The 17,561-nt window shown below is 52.4% G+C and carries 8 protein-coding genes, 1 tRNA gene and 1 rRNA gene; 4 read left to right on the top strand and 6 right to left on the bottom strand.

The window, feature by feature from the left end:
* Together V2546_RS12085 and V2546_RS12080 are read left to right on the top strand one after the other, a co-directional pair.
* Positions 1 to 127, top strand: a 23S ribosomal RNA gene (locus tag V2546_RS12085); the annotation flags it as partial.
* A 64-nt stretch (positions 128 to 191) separates the two neighbouring features.
* Positions 192 to 263 (top strand) — tRNA-Gly (locus V2546_RS12080).
* A 52-nt stretch (positions 264 to 315) separates the two neighbouring features.
* Here V2546_RS12080 and V2546_RS12075 read toward each other — a convergent pair.
* The 4 genes from V2546_RS12075 to V2546_RS12060 all read right to left on the bottom strand — a co-directional run bounded on the left by V2546_RS12075 (position 316) and on the right by V2546_RS12060 (position 10,352).
* Positions 316 to 573 (bottom strand): DUF4368 domain-containing protein, encoded by a 258-nt coding sequence (locus tag V2546_RS12075; RefSeq protein WP_329752441.1) that lies wholly within the window; start codon positions 571 to 573, stop codon positions 316 to 318.
* A gap of 597 nt (positions 574 to 1,170) precedes the next feature.
* Positions 1,171 to 9,612 carry an S-layer homology domain-containing protein gene (locus V2546_RS12070; RefSeq protein WP_329752440.1) on the bottom strand — a complete coding sequence of 2,814 codons (8,442 nt, stop codon included), beginning with the start codon at positions 9,610 to 9,612 and terminating at the stop codon, positions 1,171 to 1,173.
* 1 nt (position 9,613) lies between these two features.
* A complete protein-coding gene (locus V2546_RS12065) occupies positions 9,614 to 9,988 on the bottom strand; it encodes a response regulator (protein ID WP_118627164.1) in 375 nt (124 codons plus the stop codon).
* Positions 9,963 to 10,352 (bottom strand): hypothetical protein, encoded by a 390-nt coding sequence (locus V2546_RS12060; protein WP_329752439.1) that lies wholly within the window; start codon positions 10,350 to 10,352, stop codon positions 9,963 to 9,965. Before V2546_RS12060 ends, V2546_RS12065 begins: the two co-directional genes overlap by 26 nt.
* A gap of 197 nt (positions 10,353 to 10,549) precedes the next feature.
* Between V2546_RS12060 and V2546_RS12055 the strand changes: the two genes are divergently transcribed.
* Positions 10,550 to 13,414 carry a LytTR family DNA-binding domain-containing protein gene (locus tag V2546_RS12055; RefSeq protein ID WP_329752438.1) on the top strand — a complete coding sequence of 955 codons (2,865 nt, stop codon included), beginning with the start codon at positions 10,550 to 10,552 and terminating at the stop codon, positions 13,412 to 13,414.
* A 1-nt stretch (position 13,415) separates the two neighbouring features.
* Positions 13,416 to 15,317, top strand: coding sequence for an ATP-binding protein (locus V2546_RS12050; RefSeq protein ID WP_329752437.1), 1,902 nt, complete (start codon positions 13,416 to 13,418; stop codon positions 15,315 to 15,317).
* A gap of 294 nt (positions 15,318 to 15,611) precedes the next feature.
* Here the strand turns inward: V2546_RS12050 and V2546_RS12045 are convergent, their stop codons facing one another.
* Together V2546_RS12045 and V2546_RS12040 are read right to left on the bottom strand one after the other, a co-directional pair.
* Positions 15,612 to 16,307 (bottom strand): aspartate/glutamate racemase family protein, encoded by a 696-nt coding sequence (locus V2546_RS12045; RefSeq protein ID WP_118533550.1) that lies wholly within the window; start codon positions 16,305 to 16,307, stop codon positions 15,612 to 15,614.
* Positions 16,308 to 16,423: 116 nt separating this feature from the next.
* Positions 16,424 to 17,527, bottom strand: a complete 1,104-nt coding sequence (locus V2546_RS12040; RefSeq protein WP_329752435.1) for an iron-containing alcohol dehydrogenase family protein — start codon at positions 17,525 to 17,527, stop codon at positions 16,424 to 16,426.
* Between the last annotated feature and the right edge of the window lie 34 nt (positions 17,528 to 17,561).

Genomic DNA, 17,561 nt, shown 5'->3' with positions numbered 1-17,561 from the left:
CCTCAAGATGAGATATCCCATTCGAAAGAAGTAAGACCCCTTGAAGACGACGAGGTAGATAGGGCAGAGGTGGAAGTGCAGTAATGCATGGAGCTGACTGTTACTAATCGGTCGAGGGCTTATCCAGGAAGGTCTGGTTGGTTGATGAAACGGTGAAGATGATTTCAATATGTGGTTTTGAAGGTATGTGTGCACGAGTGGCTCAGTGGTGGAGTATCGCCTTGCCAAGGCGAGGGTCGCGGGTTCGAATCCCGTCTCGTGCTCTCAAAGAGATAGAAAAAAGAGTCATCCGATGGATGGCTCTTTTTTCTATGTTCAAGCCCTGCCGGGCTCGAACGGTTCGAATGTCTCCGCGCTGCTCAGGTCGTCGCAGTCTCGCCTTGATGAAGTGACTTTGGATACTTCCAGGGCTCCGATGCCCTTATAGTAGATGTCAATTTCCTGGGTGCGGTTCTTGCCCTTCGGATCGCTGGCAGCATGGACGACGATCTTCTCGACAAACTCATGCAAGATACATGGAGTCAATTCAGGAATTTCCGTATACCGTTCTACAACGGAGAGAAACCTTTCCACTTAAGAACGCCTGCCGAAAGCGGGCAGGCTATTTTCTTTGTATAGCATCAGCTCCCTCTTTATGCCAAAATAAGGAACGGATAGTAGCTATAAAAAAGATAGTTTTCGGAAGTCTTTAAGATGGCGTAGTTTTTCTCATATGGGAGATACTGGCTATGTTCAAAGTAATGCTGCCGTATCTGGTAGATGGCCTGGTTGGTCAGGTTTTTTGCTGTGCGGCATAATTCTCATAGAATGAGAAATTCATCTTTGGACAGATGCTTTAGCTGATGGCATACGGTCAAATACAAATACAAAACAGGTCCTCCTTTCCCAATCGGGACAGAACATATGTTCTGCATCAATTATAGCACATGATTTCACAAAAGGGAAGGGAAAGAATTGTAATTGCTTACCATTTTACATCTGTCTATGTATCATTATAGCGGCATTCATCCTGCCACCTAAGAGGGATGGGGGGGATTCTGCCGATTTTATGATAAAATGCCGGACACCAGAGAAAAACAAGAGAAAAAATAAACGCGGTGAGGTTTCTTGATACCCGACCGCGTTTATCTTTGTCCGCTGATATACGGGCAAATCGTTTTTTATTGTAGGTTACTTTCTTGCACCATCCGAGCCGATGGTATATCCGTCAATGGTGGTATTCACCGCCATCGTCCCATCTGTGTAGAAGTAGTACCACTTTCCGTCAATCTGCTTCCAGCCGCCGGCAAACATCATTCCGGTAGCCTTGACCAGCCAGTACCACTTCTGGTCGTCGGAGAGCCAGCCCTTCACTGGCTTCCCATTTCTGTAATAGCTCCACTGGCCGCTGTCATTCTGCTGCCAGCCGTTTGCGGTCTGCGAGTCAATGACGATCTCAACAAACCGCCGCAGTACGGTGGCGACTTCGGCGCGGGTAGCGGTTCCCTTGGGGTCTAACTTATTTCCATTCTTCCCGGCCAGGATGCCCGCCTGCTGCATGGCCCTGACCGCATCCTTCGCCCAGCTGCTGATGTTTGCGTTGTCCGCAAAGGTCACAGCCTTTAAGGTCTGGGGCAGATCATAGCCCAGCTTTGCAGCGTAATTTTTCATAATCACCGCCATCTGTTCCCGGTTGATGTTGGTATCCGGCGCAAAGGTGGTGGCGGTAACACCCGTCACAATTCCGGTCTGCGCCGCCCAGTTGACATAAGGCGCATAGTAAGCGTCGGCTTTCACATCGGTGAATTTCCCGGTCTTGTAGCTGTCCGGGTTGATGCCTGCCAGCCGCCCCAGGGCGGTGACGAACATTCCTCTGGTCATGCCGGTGTTGGGACTAAAGGTGGTGTCACTTGTGCCGGAGAGCAGTCCTCGGCTGGCAACAAAGAGGATGTTGTCCGCAGCCCAATGGCCGGTAATGTCGGTGAAAGCCGGGGCAGGGTTCTTGTAGCCGATGCCGTAGATGCTGAAATGACCGGTTTCAAAGACCACCGCTTTCAGACTGGCATCGTAGCTGGATCTGGTGATCCATTCCACCTTGCCCGCGTCGTCTACATAGACTGCATAGAGATTACCTGTCTGCTCACCCTTTGCCGGTGTGTAGGGCAAACGCACCGAGATGGTATGTCCATTCAGGCTGGTAATCGGCGTCTCTTTGCCGCCGGAGAGGTACACCAGCGACAGATCGTAGGCCGGTCTTATGCCGATAGCGGCTTTGGCCTCGGTGGAGCGCAGGGCATCCACCTTATCTGCCCGGAGGATGATGTCCCCTCCAGCGGAGGCGGTATCCAGCTGTTTCAGAGTATCCAGGCCGATATTGACTGAAACCAGATGATCTGTTGCAACGGTAAACTGCCGGACATTTTCTTTGACCAGCAGATCCAGTGTCTGCGCCTTGATGGTCACGTTAAAAGAGGTCTGGCCTGCCGTCTGGGTGATGGGAACGGTAACGGCAATCCCGTTCTCTGTGGTGCCGTTCTTTTTCGCATCGTGTTTGGCCTTGTCGATGGCGGACTGGACAGAGCTGTTGTCCACTGCCGCATTGCCGTTTTTATCCGGCTGTATGGGTTTGGTTTCACCGGTTACAGGGGCTTGAGGCTTGTACTCCGGCTGGTTGGTGTTATCATTGTTGTCGGAATCGTCAGAATCGCCGGAGGAGGAACCTCCACCGCTGCCCGAACCACCAGAGGAGGAACCGCCGTCGCTGGAAGATTGCTTGGAAACGGTCAACGTTCCAGAAATATAGGTGATCTCATAGTTGTCATTTGACAGCGTACCAGTGATGTTGATCGCGGTTTTTCCGGTTTTGCTCATATCCGGCGTCTGTGCGTAGTCCAGTGTTACCGTGCCGCTCAGGGTATCTGCACCAACCAGCCCCTCCACCTTGTAGTCCTTATCTGCTTCCGGGCTGCCAAGGTCGGGCGCGGTGCTGCCGGTGTAGGCGCTCTGATCAAGCGCCGTAACGGTAACTGACTTTTTCGCTACGGTCACAGTCACGTTCTGTTCTGCCACATCTGCGTACTCTGCATTTCCCTGAACCTTATACCAAACAGTGTATTCCCCGGCGTTTTTCGCTGTGGGGAGCTGCTCGCTCCACTCAGAATTGTCAAGCCGGTAGAGCATCGTGCCGCCAGTGGTCTTGCCTGCTGTAACCAGCGCCTGTTCTGCACCGTTGTAGGTCAGGGCGTTTGCCGTAGGTGCCGTAACAGTGGGGACAAGCTTGTTGGTCGCATTGACATTGACGGTCAGCGTGATGTCCTCATAGTTTGTGCTCTTGATTACTACGGTCACTGTACCCACAGAGCCGGTGGTTTTCACGTCATTTTTCTGAATCGGCAGGATCAGCTTGCCGTTTTCTACCTTCGCGCCGCCGGTGTAGTAGCTGCCATCCAGTGTGATTCCGCCGAGCTCATAGGTGGGTGCACCGTACTCTTTGGGCGTTTCCAGCGTGGGCAGGGCGGGGAGCGTCACGGTGTAGGTCTTTTCGTGGCCGTTTACAATGACGAGCCCAGTTCCCTTGGTGAAGTCAGGCGCAGCGGCCTTGGTGATGCTGGCAGTGGTGGGGAAGCTGCTCTGCTCCAGGGCGTAATTCTTCGAGGCCTGCCCCATCAGGGTCACTGTGGCAGTGATGTTCTTGCCGTTGCCCACACCGGCATCGTCAAAGTTGGCGGTCACGGTGTAGTCTGTGCCTCGGTTCAAGGTCACGTTGTCGAAGGTCACGCTGGTAATGCCCGCGTCTGTCGTGCCATCATAGGGCTTGGACGCAGCCGTTACCCCGGTGATTGTCAGCGGCTTCTTCCCAATACTGACCGCCACGCTGGCGGGTGTGGTATCGTTGTGGTTTGCATCGCCAATCACCCGATACCACACGGTATATGCTCCGGCATCGGTGCCGACAGGGATGTCCTGGCTGTATGTGCCGTTCTCGGTCAGGCTGTACTGCATGGTGCCACCGCTGGTCACACTGCCCGCAGTAATCAGCGCCTGCTCCTGTCCGGTATAGGTCAGATTTTCCTGCGCCGTGGGAGCGTTGAAGGTGGGGGTAGCCTTGTTCACCTTGATGGTCACAGTTCCGGTCGCGGTCGCGTATTCCTCATAGCCCTCCGCCGGGGTGAATATCCACTCAGCCTGATAGTCGCCGGCTTTGTCGGGCTTGGTACTAGGATTCGTCCACTCGAAAGTGCCTTCGACCGTCTTGCCGTCGTCTTTCATCGTGCCAGTAATGGTGCTGACGCGCAGGATCTGGCCAAAGGTGATTGGCGTTGCGGTGATCTCGCCGTCCAGCACGGGAACGATCTTGTTCTTCGCGATGACTTCAACGGTCAGGAGCATGTCCTGATAGTTGTCCGTGGTGATCTTGACGCCTACGGTTCCGACGGAACCTTCGGTCTGAGATTCGACAGCCGGGACAGTCAACTGGAACTCATCGTTTGATGTGATCATTGCCATCGAATTTGCGTAGCCGCCCTCTCCAATCAGATTGAAGTTGCAGGCCTCATATTTGATGGAGCCGTACTTACAATTATCGCCCAGCGTCGGCAGCGCGGGAAGATTGACCAAGTAAGTCTTTGCCAGCCCGTTGATAACGGTCAGCTCTATGGGCTGCATCGTGGGTGCGACAGCCTTGGTGATGCTAAACTTCCAGCCATCCGCTGTCAGGCCGTTGGCCGCAGCATAGTTCGTGCTCTCGACTACATCGATCTTGACGGTGTATTCGCCCGCGTTCTTAGGTGCGGCTTCCTTACCGTCTTTATCGTAGTATTTTACGATGACATCGCCCGTACCTGCCTTTGCGGGAGAAACCGTCGCGCTCTTGACATTGCCGTCATAGGTCAGGCTTGTCGGGGCGGTGAAGGTGAAGTCCTCCGCCTTGGGGGTAGCTTTGCCAATGGTATAGGTCACGCTGGCGGTCGCCTCGCCCAGGGTGATGCTGGCGGTGTAGGTACCGGCATACGTGGGGAGCGCGCCGTTTTCCAATTTCTCTGAACCATACATGCCCGTCTTTATGTAGCTGATGGTGATCCCACTCGCCGCCAGACCCTGCCAATCGCTGCTTGCAGTCACCGTGGCGGGTTTGCCTTCCCCGCTGTAGGTCAGCTCGGCGGGGGCCTTGATGGTCACGCTGCCGCCGTTCGGGCTGGTGCAAGTCGTGTCTGTGCAGCTTGTGGTGATGGTCGCGCCGCTTGCCGTGTACGTCCAGCTATGCTGATGCCGGGTCACGGTGAACGGCTCGCTGTAGCAATTGTAGCCGTTGTCGCTACTCACATAAACGTGGTATTGGTAGCTGCTGTTTTCCGGCAGATTGCTGATGGAGAGCGTCTTGCTCTGCCCGCCGGTATGCGTCGCAGTATTAACATCGTTTAATTTCGTGGTCCAGTCTTTGCTTGATTCGTCAAACCGCTCCCACCAGTAGTAGTAGGTGACGCCCTGCGTTTCGGGCGCGATTACCGCAGTCAGCGTGATGCTGCCGTCCGTCGCAAACGCCGAGTTTCCGGTGTAGTTCGTATCGCTATTCGGATAGATCTTTTCGACCGCGAAGGGCGCTTTTTCAACGGTGACTTCTGACGGGATTGAATTGGCGTTGGGGAGCCATTGGTTATCCTTTGTTTTTTTGTAAGCGTACCCCTTCGCCAGCAGCGCGTAGGGCTTGACATAGCCGGCATCGCTCGTGATCTCGCCGTAGCTGCCGCCGCTGAGGCTGGCGCTGCTGCCGTCGTCCTTTACAGCCACACGGCTGAAGGTGCCGTTGCTCAGCGAAAGCTTTCCGCCGTTCTTCGCAGTGACAATGGCGAGCTTCGTATCCGTGTCGTTGACGGTCAATTTCGCGTCTTTGCCGTCCACCGTCACATAGAAGCTTCCGTTGCTGCCCGTGACCGTCAGAGAAATGCCCTTGGCGATGAGGTCCACACCATCGACCCTTTTCCCGCCGGTCGCCAGCGTCACCGGCCCGCGGGTCAGCTCATAGGCGGTCCGCTTCCCGTAGACAGTGTCATCCACATTCTGATACAGCGTGATGGTCTTTGCACCGTCCGCCGCGTTCGCCGCCTCGATGGCAGTGGCAAAGGCCGCGTACCAGCTCGTCTTGCCGCCGACGGTCAGCGACGCCGTCATCTGCTTGTTGCAGATGCTGCAAATGCCCTTGCCGTCCGTGCCGCCGTTGTGCGTATGCGACACGACCTTGACATTTTCCAGCGTATTCACTCTATCATTGGTCACAGCCTGATCATCGACTGTTCTGTAATACGCCGCGCCCTCCGCCAGTAGGTCGGCAAGTTTGTGGTCGCTGTAGCTTCTGATCTCCTTAAATGTGCCGCCGGAGAGCTTGACTTTGGTGGTGTAAAAATCCGCGAAGACAAACGTGCCGCCGGAGATCGTGCCCGTGACAGAAGAATTGAAGAACTCAACGCCGCCATGCAACTTATCATTGGTAAAGTTGCCGCCGCTGATGTTCGCGATGCTGCTGCCGTTGAATTTGACATTACCAGTGAAGGTACCGCCCTTGGCGTTCAGCGTACCGTTCACCGTGACGGTGGCGTCGTCGGCAAATGTGACGCCCTCCTTCACCGTCGCCGTGCCGTCGATGGTCGCACCTTGATAGCTGCCGCTGGCAAAGGTCACGTCCGCCCCCTTGGCGACCGTCACATTCTTGGCGGTGTGCGTTCCGCCCTCCAGCGTCAGTGTGCCGGTCAGCGGCATGGAGGTGTTGTAAACATCCATATTCCGCAGCAGGGTCAGCGTCGGCTCGGTGCAGCCCTCATTGCTCCAGCCGTTCAAGGTCTGGATGGCCTCTGCATAGCCGTGTTCCAGCGCACTGTCTGCCGTGAAGTAGGCAGTCTTGGTCGTGCCGTCGGTGCTCTGGGCGGTAATTTTCGTGTACAGTTTCTTGTTGCACACAGAGCATACGGGGTTGCTGTCATCGGCGCACTGATGGACGCACTCCGGGAACTGTACCTTGTACGCTGTATAGCCCTTCAAGTCCACAATTTTAGTGCTCTTATCAACGATGCTCCATGTACCGCTGTTTTCGCCGTACAGCTCGCACTTTGCGTAGTCGGTTCCCAGCAGGTCTTTAACGGTGAGGCTCTTGCTCGTCATGTTATCCGTGAACTTGCCGATGGTGCAGGCGTTTGTATTGCCATTCCACAGCTTCAGGCCGTAGCCCGTACTTGTGGAGCCAATCGCAGCATCTCTTAAAACCAACTCGCCGATTTCGCCGCCAAAGCGCTCCAATGCGCCGCCGGCCTGCAGCTCCACGCGCGAAATCTCGCCGGTGTAGGAGTCGTCAACCGCCAGCGTTCCGTTGGAGGAAACGTAAAACGTGACATCGAGCGCCTGCGTTCCGCCGCCTGTTCCGGAATTCATGACCGTCAGAGTCCTGGGCTTGTTCCCACCTCCGACGCTAATGTAATAACGCTCGCTGCTGACAGTTTTGCCATTCAGATCCAGCGTCGCTGAGTAGGTGTAAGAAGAAGAGCAATTTCCTGCGAGCGTCACATCCCGCAGCAGCGTCACGGTGTTGCCTCTGGCTGCATCAAACGCCTTCGTCAGCGTCTGATAATAGGCGCTATCGCCCACGCGCGCGTCGAATGTCGTCCCGCACTTCTTGCAGGTATAGCCGGTATCGTCCATCTCGTGCGTGCAGGGCACAAGATAGACATTGCCGTCATCGCCCAGGCTGGTCACGCAGTCGGCGGCGTCCGCATTGAAGTTCTCGGCGCTGAGCTTCACGCCGCTTGCCGCCGGTTTGGCAATGAGGAGACTGCCGCCGGCATTAGGCTTTATGCCTTCATACACGCCCACACGGATGACCGAATCCTCACTCAATTCGCCTGATACAAGAATGGGCAGCTTCCAATCATTATTGGCGTAATAACCGGCCTGCACCAAGCCGGAAACAGTGAGCTCAGGAGTTGTTTTTTCCTCTCCGTCGTAGTAAACGTCATATCGATTGTTGTCGGTAACGGTAGCATCGGTGAGGGTAATAGCGCCCTTTCCATAGATGCCGCCGCCCTCAAAGGTACTGTTGTTTCCGGTGATCGTCACATTCTCGACGGTTACCCCTCTCTCCGAATAAATGCCGCCCCCGTGGCCATAACGTGTATTCCCCGTGGCGGACGCCTTGTTGCCGGTGATCGTGGCGTTGGAGATCGAAACACGGCCGGCGTTAAAGTGGATATAGATGCCGCCGCCGTTGCCCTTGGTGGCTGTGTTGCCGGTGATGGTGCCGCCGTCCATGGTGAAGCTGCACTTCTCACCCACATATACGCCGCCGCCACCGCCGTCAGACGCACCCGCAGTGTTATCGGAAATGGTTCCGCCATGCATGGTGAAGCTCGGCGGGTCGGTCGGATTCGTCGTGCCGACAAGGAACACACCGCCGCCGGAGCCGCTGCCTGCTTTATTACCGGTAATCTCTCCACCATACATGGTAAAGGACGAGCCGGTCTGATAGGTGCTGCCCTTTATACCGACCTGCACGCCGCCGGTGATCGTGCCGCTGTACAGCTCAAATTTGCCGCCGTTGACGGTCACTTCGCCTTGAACCTTTCCGTTGCCGGAGCAGTCAGTCAGCGTCAGCTTCGCGCCGCTGCCGACGGTGATTTTGCCGTTGATCGTCTGCCCGTTCAGGCAGAGGTTGACCTCGCCGTCCGTTGGCACAGTCCAGTTCTCCGACACGGACTTCGTCAGATAATAGCTGCCCGCAGAATCAGGCAGGGAATCGGTAGTTGTCCACTCTGTGCCAGCAGTGTCATGTTCGTGCCCGTTGACATCTCCATTCCCGCCGCAGACGCAGTGGTGGGTATGATCGGCCTGCGGCAGCGCAAACGCAGCCAGCGCCGCCGCCTCTTTTCCAAGACAGGCAGAGAAGTCTGCATTCTCCGCAGAGCAGATGGGACAGTCCAGATTCACCATCTCCTCACTGCATCGGTCGGTGCAGATACAGACGGTTTCCTCTGTGCCTTTGCAGGCAGAGAGGTCTGCATCTTCCGCAGAGCAGACCGGACAGTCGGGATTGACCGCCCCCTGCTCACAGTGGGTTTCGCAGCTGCACTCCGCCGGAGCACTCCCGGACACACCGGGAACAAGCCCACTGTCCTGGGAATTGCACTGCTCGCAGGTATACCCACAGGGCGTCCCCTCTGTGGCCGAAATGTAGCCGCAGGTATCGTCATGCCCGCCGCGTTCATGGGGACAGCTTAATTCTTTTGTGATACAGCCGCTTTCCTCACTGCATTCATGGGTACACGCGGTCGGCTGGGCCTTCTCTGCTTCAGATGGGGTCGCCGTATTTTCCGATATGCTTTCTTCCAAAACAGGGTAACAGCTATCGTCATGCTCATGGACACACTTCTTCACAAGGGTGTAGCAATCCTCAGTATGCTCATGTTCACAGTCTGCCCCTTCGGTTCCTTCCGTATATCCGCAGTCCTCTGTATGTTCCGGGTGATGCTCGCACAACCCCGTATGGACGGCGGATACACCCGCTTCCACCGCAGATGCCGGAACTCCCGGCATCGTAAAAATCATTGCCGCCGCCAGTAAAAATGCGGCCGGCCGTTTCCATTTCCATTTCATTTTATTCATCCTCCTCACGTTGTTCGTTCCTTCTCGTTGTTTTCTGAAGCAGCCGGGATACTGCTTCCCGCAGCTGATATTCCGTCACAGGCTTCACCAAAAAGGTGTCCACCTGCAGCCTGCGGCTTTGGGGTTCAAACTCTGCCTGGTCGCTAATCCACAGGAGAGGGACATCCCTGCTGTACCCTCGTATGCTCATGCAGAAATTCATCCCCCTGGCTCCGTCCTCCATGACCACCACAGCATCATAAGGCCCATCCCGCTGCATGGCATAGGTACAAAACACGCCGTTATCAAAGCGGTCTACTTTGCCCAGCTTCATCAGCAAAGCGGTTTCTTTTTCTTTCTGGCTATAACTGCATAGCGCAATTCGCATTTTCGCACCTCCATTTCATGATGGGTTTTATCGCCTCATATAGCTCCTGATCGGAGCAGTCTGCCGGAAGAAACACAGGGATACGCAGGTGATACGCGATCAGGGCGAAGTTTTTATCATCGCTCCACCAGACAAGCGGTATTTCCGGTGCCAGCCGCTTCGCCTGTATGGCCGCCTCCAGTCCCTTTGCTCCGGTCATGGCGATGACAACCGCATGGTACCGGCTTCGCCGGAGTGCCTGGGCAAGCTGGTTCTCATTCCACAATTCGTCAATCGCAAGCTGCCCATCCCCATCAAAAAGGGAGCGCAGCCTGCTTTCAAACCATTCCACATTTCTCAGCTCCGTACAAAGTGCGATTTTCATGCTGAGCCTCCTTTCCTGAAAATAAAAAAACCAGACCTTCTCATCGGAAAGTCTGGTAGTATAATTAGGATAGCATCTTGTCAAGAGAAATGCAACCGACTTTGTTTAAGACGCAGGTTTCCTGTTTAAGACGCAAGTTTTTTCCTGCGGTTTTATGTTATACTAATATTGGATTATTGTGCAAAGGAGATGGCACGATGCAGATTGCGATTGTGGATGACAGAGCAGAGGACAGAGAAGAACTGTCTGCCTGCCTGGAAAATTATATGAAAAAGCATCAGCTGGACTATACGCTGACAGAATTTGAGGACGGAGAGAATTTTTTGAAAGCTGCCGCCCAGGTCAATTTTCAACTTGTCTTTATGGACATCTATATGGAGAACATGGATGGAATGGAGGCCGCCAGAAGGCTGCGCCAGAAAAACAGGCTTTGTAAGATCGTTTTTCTGACCATTACAGAAGATTATGCCCGGATGGGGTACAGCCTGTCCGCCAGCTATTATCTGCTGAAGCCGCTTTCGCTCCATCAGGCAGATTTTGAAGAAGCGATGGAGCTGTGCCAGCTAAAACCACCCTATGAAGTGATGACACTTTCGGTTATGGCTGACCGTCAAAAGCTGGAACTTCCCACTGAGAAGATTCTATACATAGATTATCAAAACCGTATGACACGGATTCATACGGAGGAACGCGTGATACCGGTAAGCGGAGGCTTTCAGGAGGTTACTGCCGCATTGCAGAAGGACAAGCGTTTTTTGCCCTGCTACCGGGGTGTTTTAATCAACATGGATTACATCAGCCAGGTTGACAGTCAGACCTTCCGTTTGATAAACGGGGAGGAACTTCCGATTGCCCTCCGCAATGGAAAACAGCTGCGGGAAACCTACCGTCAATATGTTTTCTCTGGAATGGGGGGGTATCGTATGAGAATAAAGGAAATACACAGGCGTATTCTGGGGGGCTGTCTGGCCTGCCTCCTCTGCTTCACCGGCAGTATCCCCGCATTTGCCGCTGAAACTGCAACCCCAGCCAACGCCGATGAAAGAAGGGAGAATCCGCCGGGTTTAGAAAGCAAGGCTCCTGGGACACTGGAGATCGGAACCCCGGAAACACTGGAAGCATCGGAAGAAGTATCCCTCGTCCTTGTCACAGAAATACAAAATGAAGACGAACTGCTCTCCCTGCCGGCTTTCACCTTGCCCCTTAGAACCACACCGTCTGATGATGACCTGGAGGAAATTTATCAGCTGGCCCTTCAGTATCAAACCGTCTGCGCCACTGTAACAGCAGGTGAAGAAATCCGGCAGGAAACATTTCCTGTCGTATGGGATTTTTCGGCCATTGACCAGACCACTCCAGGCGAATATGCCGCAGCAGGCCGGATTGAACTGCCGGAGGGGTATGCCTTTGGTGAAGCTGTCTTGCAGGAGCTTCAGATTTCCGTCCGGGTGGAAGAAATGCCGCCTGCTGTCATCACCTCCATAGAGCAATGGTATCCTTATACGGACGCGTTTGCGGTTCAACAGGGCAGCGAAACCGAAACGCTGGAAAATTTGTTTGCCTTTTCCCCTTACTATCTGGAATGCTATGCGGAAAATGGAACCAGCTACACGGCTGTGGTGGAATGGGATTTTTCCGGTATTGATTTGAATACTGTGGGACTGTACCATGCAGCAGGAAGGCTGACCGCACCGGAAAATACTGCGTTTGCTGAGGGAATTGCTTTCCCTGAAATCTCAATTCCTGTTTCTGTTCAGGCTCCGGGCAGACCGGACATTAACTGCTTTCTGGCCGCCAGAGGAAACCTTCATTTTCCCTGGGTCACACCGCCAGGGGAACTGGATGAGATCAGCGTATGGCTGTCCGAAAATAACGGTTCATGGAACCGTCTGGAAAGTGGCGTTTATGTGGGTCAGGAAATGCTCTCGATTGCCACTCGTCTGCTGGCACCGGGCAGCAGTTACCGCCTTCAGGTTGATTATGACGGCGGACAGACCGGCATCCTGTCCTTTACCTACGCAGATGAAATTGTCCTTGAAGGGTATCACGATGGCGACCGGGATGGAGGGGATGCAGGCGGAAATCCACCCGATACCATCATTCAGCCGCCTCCTAAAGATACCGACGATCAGGATGACGGTTTCGCAGACAGGCCCTCCACAAAGCCTCCAAAACCGCCTGCAACAAATGACGGTGGAATGGATTCCGATGATTCTGAAAAATCACCACCTGTCAGCGGAGAAAATGAGCCTGCGGATCATGAACCATCCCACAAGCCTTCCGAGTTATCCTGGGATGGAAAGGATGATTCCATAGATATAGATAAAGACGATTTCCCATCGGAACAGGCAAACGGTGATGCAGAGGAAGATACCGCTTTGCAGCTGCCCCCTGAAGTGCAGACGATTGCCGGCGCTTCAGAGCTTACCGTACCCGATCCTGCCTGGAAGCTTTCAGAAAACAGGAAAGATTCAGTGCAAAGCGCTATGACCGTTCCCCTGGAAGATGCGGATTCCAAAAGCCCTGCTTTTTCAGAGTTCTTCGATGAAACCACTGACCGGATTTCCGGCACGCGCTTTTTGATGATGCTGCAAACAGGGGCGCAAAGAGCCATCTTTTCCAAACAGGGAATCACCATCAGCATACCAAAAGACGCCTTGCCGGAGGGCATCCAAAACGAAGATCAGATTGAAGTCATCATCCAAAAGGATACGGACGGCGGTTTTTCTTTTTCGTTTTCCATCAATGGAACTGCGCTCAACTCCCTGCCGGATGTTTCTGTCATGCTGCCCTATCCAAATGATCCGGCAGCCGGCACATTGTTCCTTTGTGATGAAAGCGGCGTGGAAGTTCCCATGACCGGCTATGACGATACGGCGAAAGCCGCCTCCTTTCAGATCAGCCATACAGGGACTTACACCATTGTGGGAAAGGAAGATACCGCTTCCCTGGCATATGCCGCCGACACAGAGCACAGCTGGTCGCCCATATTCTTTTTCATTCCGGTCTGTCTGGTTCTTCTGTCTGCCGGTGAATTTTTCCTAAGGAGGAGGCGAAAATAAGATGGTATCTTCTGCGGTAAAAAAATATGCTGCCTTATGTATGGTCTGCCTGTGCTCATCCCTGTTTTTTCTTGGCCTGTATCAGTTCAATAATAAATATAGCCAGAACACAATCCAGGCGGCAAATGGGATTCTGGCGCTTTCTGAGGAAGAACTTCAAAAGTCACCGGTGCGCTTTCTGGTATCCGGCTGGGCATTTTATCCTGACGCGCTTTTGACCCCGGAAGAAATACAAGATGAAAGCCATTATATGCGCTACCTTTCCATTGGAGAGCAGACCAATTTCTCCAGCCCTGCAAACCCTTCTCCCTATGGCTGCGGGACTTACCAGATGACATTCTTCCTGCCGGAACGGAAGGAAACGTATGCGCTGGAAATCCCGGAAGTGTTTTCTGCTTACAACCTTTATCTGGATCATGACCTGATCCTGCAAATGGGGGAACCTGCACAGGGGACACCATTGGTTCAAAACCGCATGGTCACTTTTCATGGCGGAAAACCGGTCACACTCACCATAGCGGTCAGCAACTATGACCACTTTTACGGAGGGATTGTTTATCCGCCTGCTTTCGGAACGATGCTGGCGGTCAATACAACCAGAGGAATCCGGTTTGCATTCTGCCTGTTCAGCTGTACAGTTACCTTTGTCTGTGCGCTGCTGTCCTTTTATTTCAGCCACCGGATGAAACAGAAAAATACATTCCTGTTCGGACTGATCTGTCTTGCCATGTGCGGCCTGTCATCCTATCCTGTGCTTCATATGCTGGCTGCGGTTCCCGTATTCCCCTGGTACACGATTGAACTGTTCTGTATCTATCTGGTTACCTGGCTGATCGTAGTTCTGCAAAACCGGATATGCAGGCCGGGCTTCCTGCCTGCGGCCATCAGTAATGGAGTGGGCGCTGCCTTCCTGGTATATGCGTTTTTGTATGGCATGATGGCTTCCCATCTCTCCCTTGGAGCTATTCGTTTCTTCTCTGCATCGGTCTTTTGTTATAAGGCGGCATCTGCGCTCTATCTGCTTATCATCGCTGTGCTTGCCATTCACAGAGGAGAAAAACGGAGCAGGCCGATCTTCTATGCTGCGGCAGCCGCAACCTGCGCCTTTATATGGGATCGCCTTCTGCCGGTTTATGAGCCGGTTATCGGCGGTTGGTTTTTGGAATGGGGCAGCTTTTTCATAGCGGCAGCCATCGGTTATTCCCTCTGGCGCGATGTGATAGAAGGATATGGAAACAGCCTGATTTTTCAGGAAGAACGCAAGCAGGTCATCCGTCAGCTTTCTATGCAGACCGAATACAGCCGTCAGGTTTCTGAAGCAGCGGAAGAAAACAGAAGGCTGATCCACGACATCAAACACCATCTGCGTACCATAGACCGCATGGCCTCTGAACATGGACAGACGGAGATCTGCTCCTTCCTGTTACAGGTAGAGGAACAGGTTGCGGCATCATCGGGTCACTCCCATGTGGCGTTCTGCAAAAATCCCGTCGTAAATGCGCTGATTGAATACTACTACGGCATGGCGCAGACACAAGGGACAGAATTTCAGGTGCGGCTCGATCTTCCCGATCAGATGCCTCTTACCGATGTGGAACTGTGTACGGTGCTGGGCAATCTTTTGGACAATGCCGTTGAGGCGTGCAGCCGCCAAAAGAAAGGGGTGCGCCGCGTTTTCATTGCAGGCGAAACCAGAGGCAATATGTACTTTTTGAAGATTGAAAACACTTACGACGGTCTGGCCTTGCAGGAGGGAAAAACATTCCTCTCCCGAAAGGGTACATCTGCTGATCATGGAATCGGGCTTTCCTCTGTCCGAAAAATCATTGAAAGCCATGGCGGTGATCTCGATCTTGTTCCCGGTGAGGAATCCTTTCTTGCTGGAATTACAATACAGATGTAAAAACTGTTTTTTGAGGCGCATTCAGATAACATAGGAAAGACCGCCTGTGGCGCTTTCTTGAATTGAAAAAAGCCCGCTTTTCGCGAAACTTGGACATTGCATTTTCGTACATTTCTTCGAGGGAAACGCGCTGGTGATTGTAATGAGTTGAATAGGCGAAGCCTATTTTTAATGTAACAGGAAATTCCGAAGAATTCCCTGTTACATTAAAAGGCATTGACGTGCCAAAGATGCGCACTCGCGCGAGGAGGTCGTAAGGCGAATCCACAATAACAGCGGTATAGGTGAAAGTATCTATTCCGACATAATTAAATCAATGAGTGAATCAATGTGAACTTGCATCACATTAAGGCATGGAACTGATAAATCAATTCCTTTGAAAATCAATGGGAGTTCTGTGCATCCAAGTATGATTGTGTCAACGTTCTCATCTTGAATGATTCGTTCTGCAATTGTTCGAAAGTTGTTTTGAGTATCAGATACAACTTTCCCAAGTTCCAGTTCTGTTTCAATTTTTCTACCAATATACTCTTTCTCTGCCGCATCCGGTGTAATGACTTCGATCCCTTTAGATTCGAAAGATTGCTGAAAAAAGGTTCCGTTCATGGTTGGAAGAGTACCTAACAGGCAAACTTTTCTGTATCTGTGTGCTTTGGCAAATTCACTTGCGGTATCTACCATACTAACAAGCGGTACAGGAGATACTTTCGATAATGCATCAAAAACAATATGTGTTGTGATTCCGGTTAGAGCAGCATATTGTACTCCTGCTGCAGAAAGTTGATTGATACCGTTGAGAAGATAATCTGTCAACCCATCATAATCCTGCTTTTTGCATAAATTGAGTACGTCAAATACATTAAGACTTTCTATGGTGATATTGGGAAAGAAATTTTGACCACTTTTTTTCTGTACGCCATATTCTATGCTGCGATAATATTCAATGGTGGATTCTGGCCCTATTCCACCAATTAATCCTAACTTTTTCATTAATTTTACCTCTGAGTTTATGGAATTCTGCAAATATGTTCGTCTTCATGAATGCCTTGTGCAAAGCTTCTAATGACTTTCCTGACGGAATAGCATGTAGATATTCCACGGTACATTTATAAGAGCATAGTCTGTTTTTTAAATTCCTGTCCGATCTTATTCTGTTCTTTCATGCATGCAATAAATTTCTCACGGGTCACATTTTGCGGGCGGTACTGCCATTCGGTGGAAGTAAGAATTCTATCTGCCATGAGATCAAATTCATCTTCAGTGATATCGATATCATCGAAGCATACCGGAAGACCGATGCTTGCATTGAATTTCATGATCGTATCACGGAGAGCGTTCGCGCCTTCATAGGTGAGCAGGCAGAGAACACCGAGGGATACGACTTCGCCGTGCAGGTGTTCGTGACCATGACGCGTGATCGTGGAGCCGTTATAGACACAGTGCGCGAGGGAGGAATTGTAGTAATAATCCGGAATATGAGTCGTCATATTGGAAACGATACCGGTGGAGACGATGATATCCAAAGTGATCTGCATGAGGGCATCGCTGACTTTGTGTGCTTGTAAGGATGCGAGTGCCTCTTTTCCATAATCGAGGAGCGGCTGTGTGCAGACTTTGCTGAGTTGGACCCCCATTAACGGAGTATGGCTTAAGTGCTTACCTTTGCTGGAAAAAACAGCCTCACATTCTTTGGAGAGTGCGTCGCCGATTCCGGCCCAGAGCAGGTCGTAAGGAGAATCCGCAATCACGGCAGTATTGATGAAGGTATGATCCGCAAGCTTCGGATAATAATATTCCCGGAAGGTGCCGTTGGCGTTGTAGATGACACAGATAGCAGTCACGGCTGCGCAGTTGCTGGCAACGGTCGGGAAGGTAAATAACGGTTTGTCAAGTTCATTTGCTACATATTTTGCGGTATCGCAGGCTCTTCCTCCACCGACACCGAAGATGATGTCTGCGTCGCGGACGGTCGGGTTCGCGATCAATGCGTTGCCGTTCTCGTAGCTGGAATCACCGCCGTACCAGATGAAATCCGTGATCTCAAGATCGGAGCCCTTGATGCCTTCCAGGAGCGCATCTTTTGATTTTGCCATAGCGGTTTTACCGCCGATCACGACTGCCTTTTTTCCATAGTTTCTTGCGACGTATGGAAGTTCCTTGTAACAATCTTCACCGATGGAGTAATTAGGAAGATATACACTGTAACTCATTTGCTTCTGCCTTTCTTGTTCTTTCTTGTTGTGA

It is taken from the genome of Clostridium sp. CM74B_53, assembly GCF_036318045.1.
GTDB lineage: Bacteria > Bacillota > Clostridia > Lachnospirales > Lachnospiraceae > Pilosibacter.
Note: the sequence above shows the minus strand (reverse complement) of the source record. Positions and strands in the feature narration are given on the sequence as shown.

Bases quoted from the DNA above. Each gene is read 5' to 3' on its own strand.
- V2546_RS12070 (WP_329752440.1), bottom strand. From the start codon at position 9,612: ATGAAATGGAAATGGAAACGGCCGGCCGCATTTTTACTGGCGGCGGCA.
- V2546_RS12065 (WP_118627164.1), bottom strand. From the start codon at position 9,988: ATGCGAATTGCGCTATGCAGTTATAGCCAGAAAGAAAAAGAAACCGCT.
- V2546_RS12060 (WP_329752439.1), bottom strand. From the start codon at position 10,352: ATGAAAATCGCACTTTGTACGGAGCTGAGAAATGTGGAATGGTTTGAA.
- V2546_RS12055 (WP_329752438.1), top strand. From the start codon at position 10,550: ATGCAGATTGCGATTGTGGATGACAGAGCAGAGGACAGAGAAGAACTG.
- V2546_RS12050 (WP_329752437.1), top strand. From the start codon at position 13,416: ATGGTATCTTCTGCGGTAAAAAAATATGCTGCCTTATGTATGGTCTGC.
- V2546_RS12045 (WP_118533550.1), bottom strand. From the start codon at position 16,307: ATGAAAAAGTTAGGATTAATTGGTGGAATAGGGCCAGAATCCACCATT.
- V2546_RS12040 (WP_329752435.1), bottom strand. From the start codon at position 17,527: ATGAGTTACAGTGTATATCTTCCTAATTACTCCATCGGTGAAGATTGT.